Origin of the sequence: Hyphomonas oceanitis, from assembly GCF_036964545.1 — a bacterium.
Taxonomy (GTDB): domain Bacteria; phylum Pseudomonadota; class Alphaproteobacteria; order Caulobacterales; family Hyphomonadaceae; genus Hyphomonas; species Hyphomonas oceanitis.
In genome coordinates this window covers 126,147-144,763 of the sequence record NZ_JBALTL010000003.1, presented here as the reverse complement: position 1 = coordinate 144,763, position 18,617 = coordinate 126,147, and the positions used below count along the sequence as shown (strand labels likewise).

At 60.8% G+C, this 18,617-nt stretch carries 20 protein-coding genes; 14 read left to right on the top strand and 6 right to left on the bottom strand.

Annotated elements, in window-relative coordinates; all coding sequences use genetic code 11:
• Position 1 precedes the first annotated feature (1 nt).
• Positions 2–1,192: an amidohydrolase family protein gene (locus V7651_RS09835; RefSeq protein WP_335613091.1), complete on the top strand. Its 1,191-nt coding sequence runs from the start codon at positions 2–4 to the stop codon at positions 1,190–1,192.
• On the opposite strand, the gene V7651_RS09830 is transcribed toward V7651_RS09835, so the two are convergent.
• The gene (locus V7651_RS09830; RefSeq protein ID WP_034737783.1) at positions 1,189–1,560 is read right to left on the bottom strand and encodes a nuclear transport factor 2 family protein; all 372 of its coding nucleotides are present in this window, start codon (positions 1,558–1,560) and stop codon (positions 1,189–1,191) included. The genes V7651_RS09835 and V7651_RS09830 overlap by 4 nt on opposite strands.
• A gap of 128 nt (positions 1,561–1,688) precedes the next feature.
• Between V7651_RS09830 and V7651_RS09825 the strand changes: the two genes are divergently transcribed.
• Positions 1,689–2,732: an aspartate-semialdehyde dehydrogenase gene (locus V7651_RS09825; RefSeq protein WP_335613090.1), complete on the top strand. Its 1,044-nt coding sequence runs from the start codon at positions 1,689–1,691 to the stop codon at positions 2,730–2,732.
• Positions 2,733–2,753: 21 nt separating this feature from the next.
• On the opposite strand, the gene V7651_RS09820 is transcribed toward V7651_RS09825, so the two are convergent.
• Positions 2,754–3,659: a hypothetical protein gene (locus tag V7651_RS09820; RefSeq protein ID WP_335613089.1), complete on the bottom strand. Its 906-nt coding sequence runs from the start codon at positions 3,657–3,659 to the stop codon at positions 2,754–2,756.
• A gap of 353 nt (positions 3,660–4,012) precedes the next feature.
• On the opposite strand from V7651_RS09820, the gene rarD reads away from it, so the two are divergent.
• Positions 4,013–4,927 carry an EamA family transporter RarD gene (gene rarD, locus V7651_RS09815; protein WP_335613088.1) on the top strand — a complete coding sequence of 305 codons (915 nt, stop codon included), beginning with the start codon at positions 4,013–4,015 and terminating at the stop codon, positions 4,925–4,927.
• A 391-nt stretch (positions 4,928–5,318) separates the two neighbouring features.
• On the opposite strand, the gene V7651_RS09810 is transcribed toward rarD, so the two are convergent.
• Entirely contained in the window at positions 5,319–5,933 is a 615-nt protein-coding gene (locus tag V7651_RS09810) for a LysE family translocator (RefSeq protein ID WP_335613087.1), read from the bottom strand.
• Position 5,934: 1 nt separating this feature from the next.
• Positions 5,935–7,059, bottom strand: coding sequence for a serine hydrolase domain-containing protein (locus V7651_RS09805; protein WP_335613086.1), 1,125 nt, complete (start codon positions 7,057–7,059; stop codon positions 5,935–5,937).
• Positions 7,060–7,141: 82 nt separating this feature from the next.
• On the opposite strand from V7651_RS09805, the gene V7651_RS09800 reads away from it, so the two are divergent.
• The 8 genes from V7651_RS09800 (at position 7,142) to ftsY (ending at position 13,873) form a co-directional block, all read left to right on the top strand.
• The gene (locus V7651_RS09800; protein ID WP_335613085.1) at positions 7,142–8,029 is read left to right on the top strand and encodes an HpcH/HpaI aldolase/citrate lyase family protein; all 888 of its coding nucleotides are present in this window, start codon (positions 7,142–7,144) and stop codon (positions 8,027–8,029) included.
• Positions 8,029–8,376 (top strand): ArsC/Spx/MgsR family protein, encoded by a 348-nt coding sequence (locus tag V7651_RS09795; RefSeq protein WP_335613084.1) that lies wholly within the window; start codon positions 8,029–8,031, stop codon positions 8,374–8,376. The genes V7651_RS09800 and V7651_RS09795 overlap by 1 nt, the downstream gene beginning before the upstream one ends.
• Positions 8,377–8,448: 72 nt before the next feature.
• Complete coding sequence (locus tag V7651_RS09790; protein WP_156950469.1) at positions 8,449–8,730, top strand: hypothetical protein; 282 nt, start codon at positions 8,449–8,451, stop codon at positions 8,728–8,730.
• Positions 8,731–8,773: 43 nt separating this feature from the next.
• Complete coding sequence (locus tag V7651_RS09785) at positions 8,774–9,823, top strand: MaoC family dehydratase (protein WP_335613083.1); 1,050 nt, start codon at positions 8,774–8,776, stop codon at positions 9,821–9,823.
• A 46-nt stretch (positions 9,824–9,869) separates the two neighbouring features.
• A complete protein-coding gene (locus tag V7651_RS09780; protein ID WP_335590312.1) occupies positions 9,870–10,286 on the top strand; it encodes a hypothetical protein in 417 nt (138 codons plus the stop codon).
• A gap of 51 nt (positions 10,287–10,337) precedes the next feature.
• Positions 10,338–11,147: a diaminopimelate epimerase gene (gene dapF, locus V7651_RS09775; protein ID WP_035538566.1), complete on the top strand. Its 810-nt coding sequence runs from the start codon at positions 10,338–10,340 to the stop codon at positions 11,145–11,147.
• A 66-nt stretch (positions 11,148–11,213) separates the two neighbouring features.
• Entirely contained in the window at positions 11,214–12,488 is a 1,275-nt protein-coding gene (gene mtaB / locus V7651_RS09770; protein ID WP_335613082.1) for a tRNA (N(6)-L-threonylcarbamoyladenosine(37)-C(2))-methylthiotransferase MtaB, read from the top strand.
• A complete protein-coding gene (gene ftsY / locus V7651_RS09765; RefSeq protein ID WP_335613081.1) occupies positions 12,485–13,873 on the top strand; it encodes a signal recognition particle-docking protein FtsY in 1,389 nt (462 codons plus the stop codon). The genes mtaB and ftsY overlap by 4 nt, the downstream gene beginning before the upstream one ends.
• A 3-nt stretch (positions 13,874–13,876) precedes the next feature.
• Here ftsY and V7651_RS09760 read toward each other — a convergent pair whose 3' ends face one another.
• Complete coding sequence (locus V7651_RS09760; protein WP_035538571.1) at positions 13,877–15,616, bottom strand: N-acyl-D-amino-acid deacylase family protein; 1,740 nt, start codon at positions 15,614–15,616, stop codon at positions 13,877–13,879.
• Between the two features lie 109 nt (positions 15,617–15,725).
• Between V7651_RS09760 and V7651_RS09755 the strand changes: the two genes are divergently transcribed.
• Both V7651_RS09755 and V7651_RS09750 read left to right on the top strand, forming a co-directional pair.
• A complete protein-coding gene (locus V7651_RS09755) occupies positions 15,726–16,586 on the top strand; it encodes a DMT family transporter (RefSeq protein ID WP_335613080.1) in 861 nt (286 codons plus the stop codon).
• An 80-nt stretch (positions 16,587–16,666) separates the two neighbouring features.
• The gene (locus V7651_RS09750; RefSeq protein ID WP_335590317.1) at positions 16,667–17,305 is read left to right on the top strand and encodes an inner membrane-spanning protein YciB; all 639 of its coding nucleotides are present in this window, start codon (positions 16,667–16,669) and stop codon (positions 17,303–17,305) included.
• On the opposite strand, the gene V7651_RS09745 is transcribed toward V7651_RS09750, so the two are convergent.
• A complete protein-coding gene (locus V7651_RS09745) occupies positions 17,302–17,856 on the bottom strand; it encodes an NUDIX hydrolase (protein WP_335613321.1) in 555 nt (184 codons plus the stop codon). The two genes, V7651_RS09750 and V7651_RS09745, sit on opposite strands and share 4 nt — an antisense overlap.
• Positions 17,857–17,981: 125 nt before the next feature.
• On the opposite strand from V7651_RS09745, the gene V7651_RS09740 reads away from it, so the two are divergent.
• Positions 17,982–18,611 carry a MarR family winged helix-turn-helix transcriptional regulator gene (locus V7651_RS09740; protein WP_335590319.1) on the top strand — a complete coding sequence of 210 codons (630 nt, stop codon included), beginning with the start codon at positions 17,982–17,984 and terminating at the stop codon, positions 18,609–18,611.
• Positions 18,612–18,617: the final 6 nt, after the last annotated feature.

The following is an 18,617-nucleotide window of genomic DNA, read 5'->3' as shown; positions in this document are numbered from 1 at the left end:
GATGACCTATGCAGGCAGCCGCCTTGTACATGATGCTGACAGCCATTTGATGGAGCCGAGCAACTGTCTCGATCCCTATTTTGATCGCAAGCTGCTGGCGCGCTATCACGACCTTCCGGTCTACAAAGCGAAGAAATCCTTCGACAAGTTCGTCAATGGCCAGCTGGCCGCGCATGATGATGCTGCTTTTCGCGCCGGTGTTGCGGAGAACATTCTCCTGCGGAAGAATTATGAGGCGCACGGCGCCTTTCGCCGGGAAGACCGCCCCGATGTGCTCGATCTTCTCGGCTTTGCCAGCCAGCTTGTATTCACCACATTCTGCCTCGGCAATTTCGGGCTGGATGAGGGCGACGATATGGAGCTCTGCTATGCGGCCGCCGAGGCGCACAACCGGATGATGACCGATTTCTGCGCGGTCGACCGGCGCCTGCTGGCCACGGCCTATGTGCCGCTTGAGGATATCGAGCGGGCGGTTCAGACGGCGCGCAATGCCATCGAGATGGGGGCGAAGGCCTTGATGGTTCCGTCAAAATGCCCGCAGCATCATGCGCCGAGCCATGTCGGGCTCGATCCGGTCTGGGCGATGGCGGAGGAGGCGGGCCTGCCGATCCTTTTCCATGTTGGCGGTGAGGACAAGCTGAACCCGGTCTACAAGGAGAACGGCCTGCCGCCGGTGCCGGATTTCCATGGCGGCGATGATAATTTCACGTCTGTCAGTTACATGCCGATCCCGTCGGCCGTGATGCAGACACTCGCCACGATGATCTTTGACGGCGTGTTCGACCGTTTCCCGAACCTGAAATTTGGCGCGATCGAGCTTGGCGCGGCCTGGGTGCCGGGGTGGATGCGGTCGATGGATTCGGCGGCCCACGCCTTTATGCGAAACGAAACGCGGCTGCAGAACCTGTCGGCGAAACCGTCAGAGATTGTACGCAGGCAATTGCGTGTAACGCCCTATCCGCATGAGGATGCTGGCTGGATCATTGCGAATGCAGGCGAGGAGGTTTGTCTCTTTTCGTCGGACTATCCGCATGTTGAAGGGGGCCGCAATCCGCTGAAGCGTTTTGACGAGAGCCTGAAGGGCGCCTCCACACGCGCTGTCGAGGCCTTCTATTCGGGCAATTTCATCGACCTGATGGGCGAAGGCCTCGCGCCGGACCTGCGTCGGGAAACCTACCAGCAAGCCGGCTAGCTATAGTCGGCTATGCGGCAGAGCAGGTTGCCGCGGAATTCGAAGAAGCTCGCGCCGCGGATCTTGACCGTTTCGCCAGCGCGCACGCCGTTGGGCAGGTCGACGGCGGCCTTGCCTTCGAACTCGATCTCGGCGGCGGCCTTGCCGGCCCCGGTGACAACATTGACCAGACGCTGGCGGCGATAGGAAAAGGCATTGCCCGACAGGTCTGCCACCTGACGCATCATGTCCTTTCCATCGAGCCGCATGGACTGGCCCGAGTTCGAAATGTTCTCGAACACGACATCATCGGTCACGCAGTCGATCATGCCGTCAATGTCGCGGGCGTTGTAGCTGGCAATGTAGCGGGCGATTATGTCGTCAAGCACGCATGGGTCTCCTTGGGCCTGGGGCAGGGATAAAGTGCTGCATAACACATAACACGATGGCAACAGGCTTTGCACATGGGACAAGAATGCGTCATAAGCCTGCGGCTTACACAACGGAGTTTAATATCATGGCCACGCGGATTGCAGTTGTCGGTGCAACAGGGAATGTCGGACGCGAACTTCTGAACATTCTGGATGAGCGCCTCTTCCCCGCAGATGAAGTCTTTGCTGTCGCGTCCCGGCGCTCGATTGGCAAGGAAGTCAGCTATGGCGACAAGACTCTGAAGTGCCACGACCTTGAATCTTTTGACTTTAAGCGCGTTGACCTCGTGCTCATGTCGGCCGGTGGCACGATCTCGAAACTATGGGCGCCGAAAATTGCGGCGGCCGGTGCCATCGTGATCGATAACTCGTCTGCCTGGCGCATGGACAAGGACGTGCCGCTGGTCGTGCCGGAAGTGAACGCCGATGCGGTCATGGGCTATGCCAAGAAAAACATCATCGCCAACCCGAATTGCTCAACGGCGCAGCTGGTTGTGGCGCTGAAGCCCATCCATGATGCAGTTGGCATCACGCGTGTCGTGGTTGCGACCTATCAGTCGGTGTCCGGCGCCGGCAAGGATGGCATGGACGAACTCTGGAACCAGACCAAGGGCATCTTCGTCAATGACGAGCCGACGCCGCAGGTATTCCAGAAGGATATCGCCTTCAACGTGATCCCGCAGATCGACGTCTTCATGGATGACGGTTTCACCAAGGAAGAGTGGAAGATGCGTGAGGAGACGAAAAAGATCCTCGATCCCGCCATTGAACTCGTCGCGACCTGCGTGCGCGTGCCTGTCTTTGTGGGCCATTCCGAAGCGGTTCATATCGAGATGGCTGGCCCGATGAGCGCCGCCGAGGCCAAGCGCCTGCTCCGCGAAAGCCCCGGCATCATGCTGGTCGATGATCCGAAGGAAGAGCTCTACATCACGCCGAAGGAATGCGTCGGTGACTGGGCGACCTTCATCAGCCGTGTGCGCAAGGACCCGACCGTCGAGAACGGCCTCGCGTTCTGGTGCGTTTCAGACAACCTTCGCAAGGGCGCAGCGCTCAACGCTGTTCAGATTGCGGAAGAATTGCTGAACCGCGGCGTGCTGAAAGCCGAGAAACAGCCCGTCACGACCGGCTGATCGGGGTTCTGCCCCCCGGGGTCACCTCATCTTCGACATTTCTTCCAGCGTCTTGCATATGCCTTCGAGACAATTCCCGGTCCTTTGGTCGAACAGATTCGAATGGCCGAGGTCGCCCTTCGGCCGGGAGACGCCCTCTTTAAGGACGAAGTTAACGCTATGTGCGCCAGAAAGGCTTGCGGGTATGCGCGGTATCGAGCCTTCGATTAGATAGTTTCCGTCTGCCGTGAAGCTTATCAGGCCCGCTCCGAGTAGCTGGAGGAGTCCCGCCTTGCTCGGAAGAACGTCATAGACGGCGACAGGGCGGGTCGAGATGACGGTCGCCGGATCAAGCATGACGACGCCAGCTGGATAGAAGTGCTTGAACTGGCGCTCGGGATAATTGCGCGCACGCGTATTGACTCGCTTCGGCTTGCCATTCTCGATAATGAAAGTGCCTTCGGGACCTGTGATCATGCCGCCTCCGGCAGTTCGGTCGGGCGGTCCCCCCTTCCCGGAGGGGACGTTTGCGGTACCCATAGAATCGATGTCGACCACGCGAAGCTCGGAGCGCCTCAGGGCGGAGAGCAGTTTCTTGATCAGTGCGTGCGTCTCGTCTCGGGTGTAGGTGTAAGCGGATCCGCAGGCATTTTCTGTCAAGGCGCGGACCTGTTTTGTCTGCAATCCGGCGACGGCGACACCTGGACCTTCCCGTTCTGAGGCGGGCTGGACCACGAGATGCTCAACCCGTTCAGTCGCTCCAACGACGTTCCAGACGATTGCACCGCTGCTCAACGCGAACACGTAGACCGGTGCGTCGCCGGGTTCGATGAATATGGTTGCAGCCGTTGTTTCATTGTCCACCCCGGTCACGGCAATATTGGTGGCGGCTTTTCCTCGGCCACCGATGATCGCGAGAACCTCGGCATCTGGGCTTGGAATCGGCATGTTGCATGATGCTGAGCTACGGGAGATGAGCATACGGCCACGCGGAAGGGCGTCTTCTGCTGTTTGAACGGGCACAGTCATTCCGAGCGGAGGGACAAGCGGGCCAGATGGCTTAGTGCAGGCCGCGAGCATGGAAGATGCGATGAGCGCCCGTAGCGCGTAAGATCGGTTCATGGTCAGCTCCTTGTCCAAGCCCGGTATCGCACGCAGTCCTTTCCATCGGGTTTCTCCCTAGGGTAGAATTTTATTTTACGAGATATGGGCCATCCAATCAGAGGTCCGAATTTGTGGAGGCAGGGCGCTCAGCAAGATTTGGGTGGCGCGGCATGGCGGCTGCGCGTACATCGCGGCGCATGAGCACTTCCTCCTCCCTTCGCCTCGGATTTCCGGCTGCCCTTGGTGCCTATGTCATCTGGGGGTCGCTGCCGCTTTATATCCGCGCGATGAGCCATGTCGGCGCGGTGGAGCTGCTGGCGCACCGGATCATCTGGTCGATCCCGACAGCCATCCTGTTGATCGCGGTCGCCGCCAATTGGCGCGACATTCGCACGGCGTTCAAATGGCAGAACCTGAAATGGCTGGCCCTGTCGGGCATCCTGATCGGTGTGAACTGGCTGATCTATATCTGGGCGGTGAACCAGGGCCGGACGATGGAAGCCTCGCTCGGCTATTACATCAACCTACTGGTCAATGTGCTGTTCGGCATGCTGATTTTCTCTGAGCGCCTGCGGCCCGCGCAGTGGGTGGCCGTCGTGATCGCGGCGATTGGGGTTGGCGTGATGGCCGTGGCTTTTGGTCATATTCCCTGGGTCGCGCTGGGCCTGTGCTTCTCGTTCGCCTTCTATTCGGTGATCCGGAAGAAGGTGGCGATCGACAGCCGGGCGGGCTTTCTGGTCGAGGTCGTGGTGCTTGCGCCGCTCGCGCTCGCCTGGTTCGCATGGTTCCTGCAACAGCCGGACGGCCGGTTGATGGGCGAAGGCGGCTGGGACAATCTGCTGTTGGTTCTCGCCGGGCCGATCACGGCGACGCCGCTGATCCTGTTCGGGCTCGCGGCAAAGCGGCTGAAGCTCTCCACCATCGGCATGATGCAATATATCGGGCCGACACTTCAGTTCCTGATTGCGACGCTGGTCTTCCGCGAGGCGTTCGGATGGACGCATGCGGTGGCCTTCGGATGTATCTGGGCGGCACTGGCGATTTTCACGACGGATAGCGTTCTGGGTGAGGCCAAGGCGCGTCGCCTTGCTCGGACGGCGCGGCCCGCCTGAAAAAACCCCGACAGCCAAAGGCTGCCGGGGAAGTGGTATTGTTCACTAGGAGGTGCAAAAGCACCTGGCACAGATTATGCAACTTCCGTGCCGTTTGCCTGCGAATTAACTCGCCTGTGTGGGGTAATTTGAAAAGCCGTTATAATTCAGTGAGATATATGGTGCTGGTTCAGGGCGGAGGCCGTAGCGCCTGTCTCATCCTGTGTCAGTGACAGACATAGCGACCGTAAATGCGCCGCTCAGGGTCAAAATGAAATTGGAATGAGTGCCTCAAAGCGGCACAGACAAAAAAGCCCCGAGCGCCAAACAGGCGCCGGGGCAGGATTTGCATGTGGGAGCACGCGAGTGCCCCACCTGCATCCTGCAATGCTTGTGCCAGATGGCGGCCTGTTCACCGATGCGTGGATACGCCAATCCAGACCGCGATTGCGGCGAGTGTCAGGGCAAACCCGATTCTGGCCAGAAGCGACGTGCGCCACCGTTCCAGAGCGGCGCCGAGACTTGCGCCGAGAAAGACGATCCCGACATGGACGAGTATGGCGACAGTCAGATGAATGAGGCCGAGCAGGACGATCTGGCTCCAGATGGCGCCGGAGGTCGGATCGACGAACTGGCCGACGACTATGATGTAAAACAGCAGGGCCTTGGGGTTCAGGATGTTCGCGATGAGGCCCCGGCGAAAGCCTTCCTTGCCTCCACCCCTCACGGCGGACGCTGATCCGGTATCGGCAAAGGCTTCCCAGGCGAGATAGAGCATGAAGGCAACGCCGGCCCACCGCAGGGATTCATAGAGAAGAGGCGATTCCGCCAGAAGCGCGGAGGCGCCTGTGGCCGCCGCAATCAGCTGGATGAGCAGGCCGAGTGTTACACCAGCGACGGCCATCAATCCTGCCCGCCAGCCGAGCCGGGCGGATAGCGCCGCAAGCCAGCCCATATTGGGACCGGGTGTCAGTTCGACAGCCGCCATGGCGATGAGGAAAGCGGGCCAGTTAACGTGCCCGAGCATGTCAGAGGCAACCGTAGACGGCGTTGACCAGCGCGACGGCGCGAGGATCGCCGACAAGCACGTTGGACTGCTTGTTCATGACATAGGCGCAGGTGAGGCGCCGGTCGGGGTCACCGATAGCCATGGAGCCACCCCAACCGCAATGACCGATAGTGTCCGGGTTTGGCCCGAAGAATCCATGCGTGTTGCGCATGATGCCGGCGCCGAAACTGGTCGACATGTTGAGAACAAGGTCAGGGCCGTCGACGCGCGAGCGAATGAGACTGGCAAAGGCATCGTCGGGCATCAGCGCCTTGCCGGCCACTGCGCCGCGATGGGCATAGGCGTCATAGAGCGCAGCGACGCTGGCAGCGGTTCCGTGGCCGTTGGCCGAGGGAATCTCGATCTCGCGCCAGATGGCGCCGCCGCGATTGGGCGAGGACCATTTGGTACCGAAGGCGGCTTTCTTGGGGTCCGTCATCTCACCGATCGCGGGAAGCGCTGTTGGCCGTTTTATATCGGCGCAGCGATCATGTTCGCTGGCCGGAAGGCCGATATGGAAATCAATGTTGGCAGGTGAGCACACGTTATCACGCAGCCATGTGCCGAGCGTTACGCCGCTGATGCGCCGGAACATCTCGCCGACGACATAGCCCCAGGTCGTCGGATGATATCCGTGGGCGGTTCCGGGTGGCCACATGGGGGGCAGGGCGGCCAGTGCGGCGGCGCAGGCGGGCGGATCGAGCCAGATTTCCGGGTCGATTTCGTTGATGAAGCCGGGCAGGCCTGCCTGGTGGCTGACAAACTGGCCGATCGTGACGGCGCCTTTGCCTTCGGCGGCGAATTCCGGCCAGAATTCGGAGATCGGTGTTTCATATCCGTCATCGAGACCTGCAATGGCAGCAGCAAGCACGAGCGCGGAAATGCCTTTTGTCGTTGAGTAGACAGGCACCAGCGTGCGCTCATCCCAGCGTTTCTCCATCTTCCGGTCAGCCCAGCCGCCGAGCAGGTCAACAATTGGTTCGCCATCCAGAAGCACAGCGAAACCGGCGCCAAGCTCGCCATCACCGTCGAAATTCGCTTCGAAAGCGTCGCGAACCGGCTCGAAACCGGTGGCAACATGTCCTGATAGCGGAAACTCTGTCATGGCGGCCCTTTGGTCATCTTGATCTTTTGGAACAATGAGGCCACCCCTTCCCCAATCGCAAGTCAACCGTCAAGGACCGTCCATGTCAGCCCAAGCCCATCGTCCGCGCCGCTCATGCCTCTACATGCCGGGCGCAAATACCCGCGCGCTGGAAAAGGCCAAGGGCCTGGCCGCCGATACGCTGATCTTCGATCTGGAAGATGCCGTTGCCCCTGAGGCCAAGGCCGAGGCACGCGACGCCATCCTCAGCGCCGTGCAGGGTGGCGGCTATGGCCCGCGAGAGATCGTCGTGCGGATCAACGGGCTGGACACGGAATGGGGCGCGGATGACCTGAAAATGGCGGCAAAGTCTGGCGCAAATGCCATTCTCGCGCCGAAAGTGGTCTCCGGCGCAGACATTGACCGTCTGGACAAGGCGCTGACGGCGGCCGGTGCGTCCGATGATTTCGGCCTTTGGGTGATGATCGAAATGCCGCTCGCGATTCTCAACATTCAGGAAATTGCCGAGGCGGCCCATCGCACGCGGCTCACGACATTCGTCATGGGCACGAATGACCTGGCCAAGGAATATCGCGCGCGCCCAACGCCAGATCGGCTGGCCTTCCAGACAGCGCTGGGCTTCAGCATTGCGGCGGCACGAGCCTACGGCCTGATCGCAATTGATGGCGTCTATAATGATATCAAGAACGAGCATGGCCTGATCGATGAGTGCGAACAGGGCCGCACGCTGGGATTTGACGGCAAGACGCTGATCCATCCATCGCAACTTGAATCCACCAATCGCATCTTCGCGCCCAGCCCGCATGAGGTTGAACAGGCACAAGCCGTGATCGAGGCGTTCGCTGATCCTGAAAATGCCGGAAAAGGCGTGCTCAAGGTGAATGGCAAGATGACCGAGCTGCTGCATCTGGATGAAGCGCGCCGCACAGTCGCCATGCATGACGCGATCAAGGCATTCGAGGCCGCGTGATGACCCATACCTATCTTCATAATCCGGGCTGCAGCACATCGCGGAAAGGACTCGAACTGCTTGAGTCCAAGGGCATCAAGCCTGACGTGCGCAAGTACATGAATGCTTCCGAACAGCTCAGCGTGGCGGAGTTGAAGGATATTGCGAAGAAGATGGGCGGTGTCAGCCCGCGCGCCTTCCTGCGGGAGAAGAATGCGGCTGAGGCGGGCCTCGCCGAGGATGCCGGGGATGAGGCCGTCTATGCCGCCATGGCGGAGAACCCGAAGATCATCCAGCGCCCAATCCTCATCAAGGGGAGCAAGGCTGTGTTGGGCCGCCCCATCGACCTGATGCTTGCTCTGGCCTGAACACTGAAATCGGCGCCAAACGCGCCGATTCGATTGAATTTCATCGATTCAGGCGACGGAATATCAGCCTTGATGGGTGATAAGCGGATCATGATTTTGATCCTGTTCACCCTTGCTGCCCTGTTTCTGGCTTTTGCCACCTTCTGCATGTTTGGCCTGCCCTACATGCTGATGGGGCCGCGCGTGTTTGACCAGCTGGCTGAACGACGGGAACAGCAACTTATGGCGGGCCTCTTGCTGGCTGCGGCGATTTCGCTCGTTCTGGCGCCTTTTTTCGCTACTGGCTTGATTTCGGATGCAGGCCGCGTGCAGGTGATGGCCGAAACCCTGACTGGCTTCATCGACCGCGCCTGATACCTCTGCGCCGCCGCTGGAGCCTCATTGAGCGAGGCGGCAAATGGCGAGCGTACAGAAATCCAATCCCGGAAATTATTTCGAAGACTTCCATGTCGGCATGGAAATCATTCACGCGACGCCGCAAACGCTGACCGAGGGCGATGTCGCCCTCTATCGGGCAATGACGGGCAACCGGTTCGCGCAATATTCCTCGTCGGAGTTTGCAAAGGCAGCGGGCTTTCCGGGCCTCTGCATTGATCCGGTGCACGCGTTTCATGTCGTGTTCGGCAAATCGGTGCCCGATATTTCCCTCAATGCCGTGGCCAACCTTGGCTATGCCGATGGTCGCTTCTTCCTGCCGGTCATGCCGGGCGATACGCTGAACACGGTATCGGAAGTGATCGGCGTCAAAGAGAACTCGAACGGCAAGACGGGCGTCGTATGGGTGCGCACGACCGGCTTCAACCAGCGCGGCGAGACGGTGATGTCTTTCGTGCGCTGGGTCATGGTCAACAAATACGAGATGGACAATCCGGCGCCCGAGCCAGTCGTGCCGGACTTGCCCGAGGCCGTGCCAGCCGCCGAACTGGTCGGCTATCCCGACATGAAGGCTTGGGACATGGCGCTGGCGGGCAGCCCCTATACGTTTGACGACTATGCGGTTGGCGAGAAGATCAACCATGTCGACGGGATGACCGTTGAAGAGGCCGAGCATCAGATTGCCACACGCCTCTACCAGAACACAGCCAAGGTACACTTCGATGCACACGGCCAGAAGGACAGCCGGTTCGGCAAGCGCCTGATCTATGGCGGTGTCGTGATCTCGATTGCCCGGTCTCTGGCTTTTAACGGCCTCGCCAATGCAGGCCAGATGCTCGCGATCAATGCCGGCACGCATGCCAGCCCGCTGTTCGCAGGCGACACGATCTATGCCTGGAGCGAAGTGCTGGACAAGGCCGAGCTGTCTGACACGTGCGGGGCATTGCGCTTGCGCCTTGTCGCCGTGAAGGACCAGGACCCCGGCGCCTTCGCCTACAAGGACGATGCAGGCAAATATGCTGCTGGCGTCCTGCTGGACTTCGACTATTGGGCCGCCATCCCCAAGCGCTGAGACGATCGCCGCTTCCGTCCGCGCGCGCCATGCTTATATAGGCGGTATGAGCGGATATGGCCCCTTTGACGGTTTCACGATTGCGGCCATTTCGGTGGCCGTCATCTTGTCAGCATTGGTGAGCCTGATCGGCACATCCGCGCGCAAGCGCACAGTCGCGCTCGGCGAGGCGAAGGCCGAGGATCTGGCCGAAATGACCGGCATTATCGACCCCAAACAATTGCTGGCCGCCTTTGGTCCGCCCGACATGGGGCGCGTCTGGCGCACGGTCACGCTCCTGGACGTGCGCAAGGCCCGCCAGCCGCAGGGGTGGCTCATGTCGAGCGATCTTGTGGATTACGGCTGCGCCGGGGTTGCCGTGCTTGCGTTTTTCGTGTCGCACCCGCTTGTGTACGGGGCATTGCTGTTTGCGCTGTGCGTGCAGATCGGTGGCTGGGTCGTCTCCACCCGGCTGCCGAAATAGGCTTTCAATCGCCAGCTTTGCCGCCGGCCAAAAACGGAATACACACGCGCGATGAGAGTCTGGAAGATGAATGGCGCCGGCAATGCGTTTGCCGTGTTCGATGCCCGCTCGACGCCCTTTGCGCCGACGGCAGATCAGGTGCGTCAGATCGCGGCGGACCTGCAGGCCGACCAGGTGATCGCGTTGGAGCGCGATGCCACCAAGGATGTGTTCATGCGCATCTGGAATTCCGATGGCGGGGAAGTGGCGGCCTGCGGCAATGGCGCCCGCGCGGTGGCGCATCTCATCCTTGAGGAAACCGGTAAGCCGATGGTCACGATCCAGACCGAGGCCGACATGCTGAAGGGCTACAAGGCCGAGGGCGGCCTCGTCACCGTCGACATGGGCTCACCCCTGATGGGCTGGGAAGACATTCCGCTGGCCGAGAAAATGGATGTGCGCGGTGTGGATGTGAAAGTCGGCCCGATGGACAATCCGACCCTGTCCCGCCCGGCCGTTGTCTCCATGGGCAACCCGCACGCGGTTTTCTTCGTGAAGGATGTCGATGCCTATGACATTCCGGCGCTGGGCCCGCTCGTGGAATGGCATCCGCTATTTCCGGAAGGCACCAATGTCGGCTTTGCGCAGGTAATCGACACCGAAACCATCCGCCTGCGGGTGTGGGAACGCGGCGCTGGCCTGACCAAGGCCTGCGGCACCGGGGCCTGCGCGGCGCTTGTGTGCGCGGCGCGGGCAAAGCTCACCGGGCGCAAGGCACGGCTTGTGCTCGATGGCGGCACGCTGATCATCGACTGGCGCGAAAGCGACGACCATGTGTACATGACCGGACCAGTCGAGATGGAATTCGAGACCGTTATCTGACCGTTCACTGGCCCATTGGGCTTGATTCTGTGTCCAGACGGCGCGATGTGGCCCATCGAACCTGCCATGACTGACGCAACCACGCCTCCCAGCCCGACGCTGATAACGCTCGGATGCCGCCTCAACACCTATGAATCGGAGGTGATGCGCAGCCATGCCTCAGAGGCGGGGCTGAACGATGCTGTCATCATCAATACGTGCGCTGTGACGTCAGAAGCCGTTCGCTCGGCCCGCCAGGCCATCCGGCGCGCGGCGAAGGACCATCCGGGCGCGCCGATCCTCGTGACGGGGTGTGCCGCCCAGGTGGACCCGGCGATGTTTGCGGCCATGCCGGAAGTGACCCGTGTGATCGGCAATCATGAGAAGATGCAGGCCGAGACCTGGAAACCGGCGACGCTCCTGGGTGGTCACGAAAAGGTTCGCGTCAATGACATCATGTCGGTGCGCGAGACGGCGGCCCACCTGATCGACGGGATGGAAGGCCGTGCGCGCGCCTATGTTCAGGTGCAGAACGGGTGTGACCATCGCTGCACATTCTGCATCATTCCCTATGGCCGGGGGAATTCACGCTCGGTGCCCGCTGGCGAGGTCGTGGCGCAGGTGCGTCGGCTCGTGGAGACGGGCCATCATGAGGTCGTGTTGACCGGTGTTGACCTGACAAGTTGGGGCGCAGACCTGCCGGGCGCGCCGCAACTGGGAAATCTGGTGCAGCGTATCCTGAAACTGGTGCCGGATCTGGCGCAGCTGCGCATTTCCTCCATCGACGCGATCGAGATTGACGACGCGCTTGTCGAGGCATTGTCGGATGTGCGGCTGGCGCCCTACATGCATCTCTCGCTGCAACACGGCGATGACCTGATCCTCAAGCGCATGAAGCGGCGTCATTCGCGCGATCAGGCGATTGCGCTGACGCAGCGCCTGCGAGACGCGCGGCCCGACATGGCCTTCGGCGCGGACCTGATTGCCGGTTTCCCGACCGAGACTGAAACGCATTTCGAGAATTCGCTGCGCCTTGTGGAAGAGTGCGGCATCAGTTTCCTGCATGCCTTTCCCTATAGCCCACGGCCTGGAACGCCTGCTGCGCGCATGCCGCAGGTGGCGAAGGCTGAGATCAAGGCGCGTGCAGCGAGGCTGCGTGCGGCTGGGGAGGCGGCGCTCGCGGCCCATCTCGCCCGCCATGTCGGGACAGTCGCAGACGCGTTGGTAGAGCGCGGCGAGATCGCCCGCCTGCCCGACTTTACGCCTTTGCAGATTGAGGGCGACTTGCCGCCTGCTGGACGCATCGCGCGTACCCATATAACCGGGCACAATAATACGCATCTGGTTGGGACTTTGGCATGATCCTGTGGTTCGGGAAAAAGAAGAAGCAGGACGAGGCGAAGGCGGCTGGCGCGGCGATGGACGCGCCGGAACTCTCAGCTGACGAAATGGCCGCCCGCGATGCTGAAATCGCGGCGAAAGAGGCTGAAAAGGCCGAAATCGAGCGTGTTGTTGCCGAAGCGAACAAGGCCTGGGAAGATCGTCAGGCACGTGAAGCGCGTGAAGCCGCTTCTGAATCTGCTCGCCTTGAGGAAGAAGCCCGGAAGGCGGACGCCGCGCGGGCCGAGGCGCTTGCCCGGGCTGATGCCGAAGAGGCCAAGCGTCTTGAAGCTGAGGCGGAAGCGGCACGGCGTGCCCGCGAAGAGCGGGAGATTGCTCGCGCCAAGGCGGCTGCCGAACTTAAAATTCTGGAAGACCGGCGCGAAGCGGTCCGTCTGCGCGAAGAACGCGAAGCGGCTGCGCGCGCTGCGCTGGAGGCGGAAGCCAATGATCCGGGTTTTGTGGCCAAGCTCGGTTCCGGTCTTGCGCGCTCCTCGTCGCGGCTCGGTTCGGGCCTTGCGGCGTTCAACAAGCGCAAGCTTGATGATGAAACGCTTGAAGATCTCGAAGACCTGTTGATCACGTCAGACCTCGGCGCCGCCGTAGCGCGCCGGGTGACGAAGAACCTGTCGAAAGAGCGGTTCGACAGGGAAATCACAGAAAACGAGATCAAACAGGCCCTCGCGACCGAAATTGAGGAAGTTCTGGCCCCGCGCGAGAAGATCGTCGACTTCTCGGATGGGCCTCGTCCGCGTGTTGTTCTGTTTGTCGGCGTTAACGGGTCCGGCAAGACGACGACCATTGGCAAGATTGCCTCGAAGCTGAAGGATCAGGGCGCGAAGGCGCTGCTCGTGGCGGGGGACACGTTTCGCGCGGCCGCGATTGAGCAACTGACCGTCTGGGGCGATCGGGCGGGTATTCCGGTCATGTCCAAGCCGACAGGCGCTGATGCGGCGGGTCTTGTCTATGAGGCCATCGAACGGGCGCGTGAGGAAGACCTCGATCTTGTCCTCGTCGATACGGCCGGGCGCCTTCAGAACAAGGCCGAACTGATGGCGGAACTGGCCAAAGTGGTGCGTGTCATCCGCAAGATGGATCCCGATGCGCCGCATGATGTCATTCTCGTTCTCGATGCGACGGTTGGACAAAATGCGCTTAGCCAGGTCGAGGCCTTCCGGCACACGGCCGGGGTGACGGGCCTTGTGATGACCAAGCTCGACGGGACCGCCAAAGGCGGGGTGCTTGTTGCCATCGCCGAAGCGCATGACCTGCCGATCCATTTTATCGGGGTTGGCGAAGGCGCCGATGACCTGCGTCCTTTCAGCGCCCACGCGTTTTCGCAGGCGCTGGTCGGAGCGATTGAGTAAACTCTATTCCGCCGCCATTGCACGTGTGGGCGCGGCTTGTGCGCCGCGCACAAGCCGTCCGGGCTTGGCGCCGGTTGGATCGCCATCGCGGTGTGTCACCTGGCCGGCCAGGATCGTGGCCGTATAGCCGCTCGCACGTTGCATCAGGCGCCTGCCACCGGCGGGAAGATCATGAATGACTTCCGGCAGGTGGAGCTTCATGTTGCTGGCATCGATGACATTGAGGTCAGCGCGATACCCGGGTGCAATAAGGCCGCGATCATTGAAGCCCATCCAGCGGGCCGTTTTCTGAGTCTGGCGGTGAATCAGGTATTCCAGTGGCAGTTTCGGCCCGCGTGAACGATCACGGGCCCAATGGGTCAGCATGGTCGTGGTGAAGCTGCCATCGCAGATCATGCCGACATGCGCGCCGCCATCGGAGAGGCCGGGCAGGGTCGCCGTGCTCTCCATCATGGCGCGGATCGGCTCGAGGCTGCCCTGCGCATAATTGAGGAAGGGCAGGTAGAGCATGCCGTGGCCGTCGCGTTCCAGCATCAGGTCGAGGGCCGCCTCTTCATTACTGACGCCGCGCTGCGCCGCGATAGCCTCAATCGTGCGCTCCGGACCTGGCTCGTAATCGACCGGGTCGCTGAGTTGGAAGATCTTGCCGAAGCTGCGCAGCATGACCTGCAGGAACGGATTGTCGGTGTCGGGCTTGTCGGCGAGCAGGCGTTTGCGGAAGTCCGCATCATTCAGGCGGCGCACTTTTTCTTCAAAAGGCAGGTTTGCAACTTCCCTGAACACGGGATGCGCACTGAATGTATTGAGTGTCAATTCAAGACCCAGCAATACGCCCACCGGGCGGGGGGCGACCTGTGCGGCCATTGGCAGGCCGTCATCGACTGCCTCTTCAATGGCGCCTAGCAAGGCGCGCCAGCCTTCCGGCGCAACATCGGCCTGCGCGAGGGAGACAGAGAGTGGTCGGCCCGACGCCTCGACGATCCGGCGCAGCATGGCCGCTTCCTTTCGCGGGTCGTTGAAGTCCGAGACGAACTGCAACACGCCGCGCTTTGCTTCGGCGAGGCCCATGGCAATGCCGGTGAGTTCTGCCTCGCTGGCTGTCAGGGTCGGTGTTGGCTGGCCGTCGGAGGTGCGGTGGTTCAGCGTGCGCGATGTGGAGAAGCCAATGGCGCCGGCCATGACGGCCTCTTTGGCGAGGCGCGCCATCTCCTTGATCTCGGCTGGCGTCGCATCCTCGCGATTGGCGCCCCGGTCGCCCATGACATAGACGCGCAGGGCCGCGTGGGGGAGCTGGGCGGCAAGGTCCACATCGAATTCGCGCTCGCCTAAAAAGTCGAGATAGTCCGGGAAGCTTTCCCAAGCCCAGGGCAGGCCCTCGGTGAGGACCGGGAAGGGGATATCCTCCACGCCTTCCATCAGACGGATCAGCCGGTCATGATCCTCGGTGCGGCAGGGCGCAAAGCCGACACCGCAATTGCCCATAACGGCGGTCGTGATTCCATGGAGGGATGAGGGGCTGATCTCGCTGCCCCATGTGGCCTGACCATCATAATGTGTATGCACGTCGACAAAGCCTGGCGTCACGATCTGGCCGCGGGCGTCGATTTCTTCTCGCCCCTTTCCGTTTACCTTGCCCATGCCTGTAATGACGCCGCCATCGACGGCAACGTCCATCTCGCGGGGAGCAGCGCCGCTACCATCGAATACGAGCCCGCCGCGCAGGATAATGTCGTGAGTGGCCATGCGTTTCTTCCTCTTTTGGATTCAGAATGAAGGCGGGCAGTGAATAGTCAAACCCTGACGCCGCGTCGGGCTTCCCCGGCGCGCCAAACCCGCGCATACACCGGCCGCCATGACCAGCACGCTCCTTCCCGTCGCGATTTGCCTGATGTCTGCCGTGTCGCTGGCAGCGTCGAACGTTCTGGTGAAGCGCGGTGGTGATATCCTGACGGCCCGCATGGTGCTGTCCATCGTGATGGCACTGAGCGTTCTGCCATTCGCGTTTTTCGTTCCTTTCCCGCCACGCGAGACCTTGCCCTTTTTTGTCATCTCTATGGTGGTGCACTGGTTCTATCAGTTCAGCGCTATTCGCGCGCTACATCGCGGTGACCTCTCGCTGGTCTTTCCGGTCATGCGTGGGCTCGGACCATTGGCGACGGCGTTGATCGCGAGCCTTGTTCTGCACGAGAGCTTGTCGCCGTGGCAGATCGTTGGTCTCGTCGCTGCCAGCGCATCCATCATCGTCTTTGCCATGCCAACCGGCGCCACACTGGATGCCCGCCGGCTCGACCGGGCTGCGCTTTTCTGGTCAGTGATGACGGCGGCGGGGGTCGGCCTCTACGCGGTCGCAGATGCACGCGCGGTGAGAGAGATACCAACACCGATGACCTTCATCGTGTGGCTTTTTCTCATCGATTGGATTGGCGTCACGACCGTAACGCTCTGGCAGCGCAAGGGCGCCATCATGAATGCGGTCCGTCCTCAAATACGGGGAGGAATTGTCGCGGGCGTGCTGGGCACTTTCTCCTACGGCCTCGCCATCTTCGCCTACACGCTGACCGACACGGCGATTGTGACGGCGTTACGGGAGACATCGGTCGTGTTCGCGGCGGCGTTCGGTGCTTTTCTTCTCCACGAAGGATTCGGGCGAAGGCGTACGATTGCCGCCGCTGTTCTGGCGTGCGGGCTCCTGCTGATGCAGGCGGGTGCCTGAACGCAGGTCTGGCCCCGGGGCGCGGTGTATGCCACAGAATTAGAAACATCCGGGAGCGGCCACGCCGCGTATAGATATTCATGACTGACACGCCTGAACAGAAGACCGCGCCAGCGGCAACCCGCAAGGCCGGCAATGTCTGGGCCGAGCTCGGCCCGACGCTCGTCTTTGTCCTGATCTACAATGTGCTGCTGCGCTTCCCGGAAGGCGACGGCCTGCTCACGAAAGACACGGCGCTCTATTGGGCGACTGGGGCGCTGATTGTCATGACGATCGGCGTGATCGCGCAGAAGCTGGTCAAGAAGGAACGTATCCCGCCTTTCCTGATTGTTTCGTCTGTCCTGATCGGAACATTCGGCACGATCGGCATCGTGCTGCAGTCGAAAACATTCCTCTTCATCAAGCCGACAATCATAAACCTTCTCTTCGCCGGGGTGATCTTCGGCGGCCTCGCGGTCGGCCGGAACGTCTGGAAGATGTTTTTTGATGGTGCATTCCAGCTACCCGACTTTGCATGGCGGACGCTTGCGATCCGTTGGGGTCTTTATTTTGTCGCTCTGGCGATCTGGAATATTATTTTGTGGCAGTTCTTCTCAGAGGAAACCTGGGCCAATTGGCGGCTTGGCAATATGGCAATCGGCTTTGTCTTTGCGCTCGCAAATGTGCCTTACACACTCAAGCACATGCTGCCATCCGAGGACGCCGACGAAGCCGCCTAGCGGGTTATCTTTTCCGTTCCCGGTGGATTGGTAAAAGGTGGGAAAGCCTGCAGGTGCCGTGTAGCGGCATAATGTGTCAGCGCCCAGATGACGGTTGGGAATGCCAGCTCGGACCAGGGAATGTCTTTCCAGTCAAACATACCCACCTCAAGGCTCTCAGGCCCTGAATCTATTGAAGATTCCAGCGTGGCACGGAACATGATCTGCACCTGACTTATGCGTGGAACTGAATAAACGGCGAGCATTTGCTGAATGCGGATATCGGCGCAGGCCTCTTCCTTTGCCTCGCGCTGTGCGGCTTGCTCGACCGTTTCATTCTCTTCCATGAAGCCTGCCGGCAGGGTCCAGAACCCCTTGCGCGGTTCGATCGCCCGGCGACACAAAAGCACTTTTCCGTCCTTGTCGGTCACCACCGATCCGGCGACGATTTTCGGATTCACGTAGTCTACGAAACCGCACGTGTTGCAAATGCGCCGTTCGCGGTCGTCGCCATCCGGCACAGCTGTACTGAAATCAGGTGTTATGGAACTAATTGCTAACTCATCCGTCATCAAATCTTCAACCTATGTCTCTTATGGAGAAAACTGTTGATCCGCACACGGGCCAGCTGCTTTAAGCGGGCCACCAACCCATTTCCAGCGGGAAACCGCGTCAAACCCTGAAAGTAGACATTCCAATGGCAACCACAACCAGTTTCAATCTTAACAAATCCCCAAGCCATTTGCTGCACCGCGCGCAGCAGATCGCTGCAAACCATTCTGCCTCTGCGCTGAAGGCCGCAGGCGTCACGCTGCGCCAGTTTTCGGTGCTTGCTGCGCTCTCCGGCAATGAAGGCGTCAGCCAGTCCGACCTCGTCAACGCCACCGGCATCGACCGTTCGACCCTTGCTGACATGGTTGCCCGCATGGAGCAGGCCGGCCTCATCAAGCGCGTCGCGTCCAAGACAGATGCCCGCGCCAAGTCTGTTTCGCTGATGGCAAAGGGCCGCAAGGCGCTCGAAAAAGCCCAGCCGGCTGTAGATGCTGCGGATGCTGCACTGTTCGACGCCATGCCGAAAACAAAGCAGGACGCTCTGCTCTCTGGTCTCACCAAACTGGTTGATGATGCTGAAGCGCCTGCGCCGACCGCCAAGGCAACGGCTGAGCCAGCGCCTGTGATCGTGCCGAAAGCAAAAGCGAAAGCCAAGCCGAAGGCAAAAGCCAAGCCAAAAGCGAAAGCCAAGGCCGCTTCTGAATCCAAGCCGGTGATCAAGTCGAAGCCTGCGCCAAAAGCCAAGGCCAAGCCTGCCGCCAAGAAAAAGAAGTAAGACTTC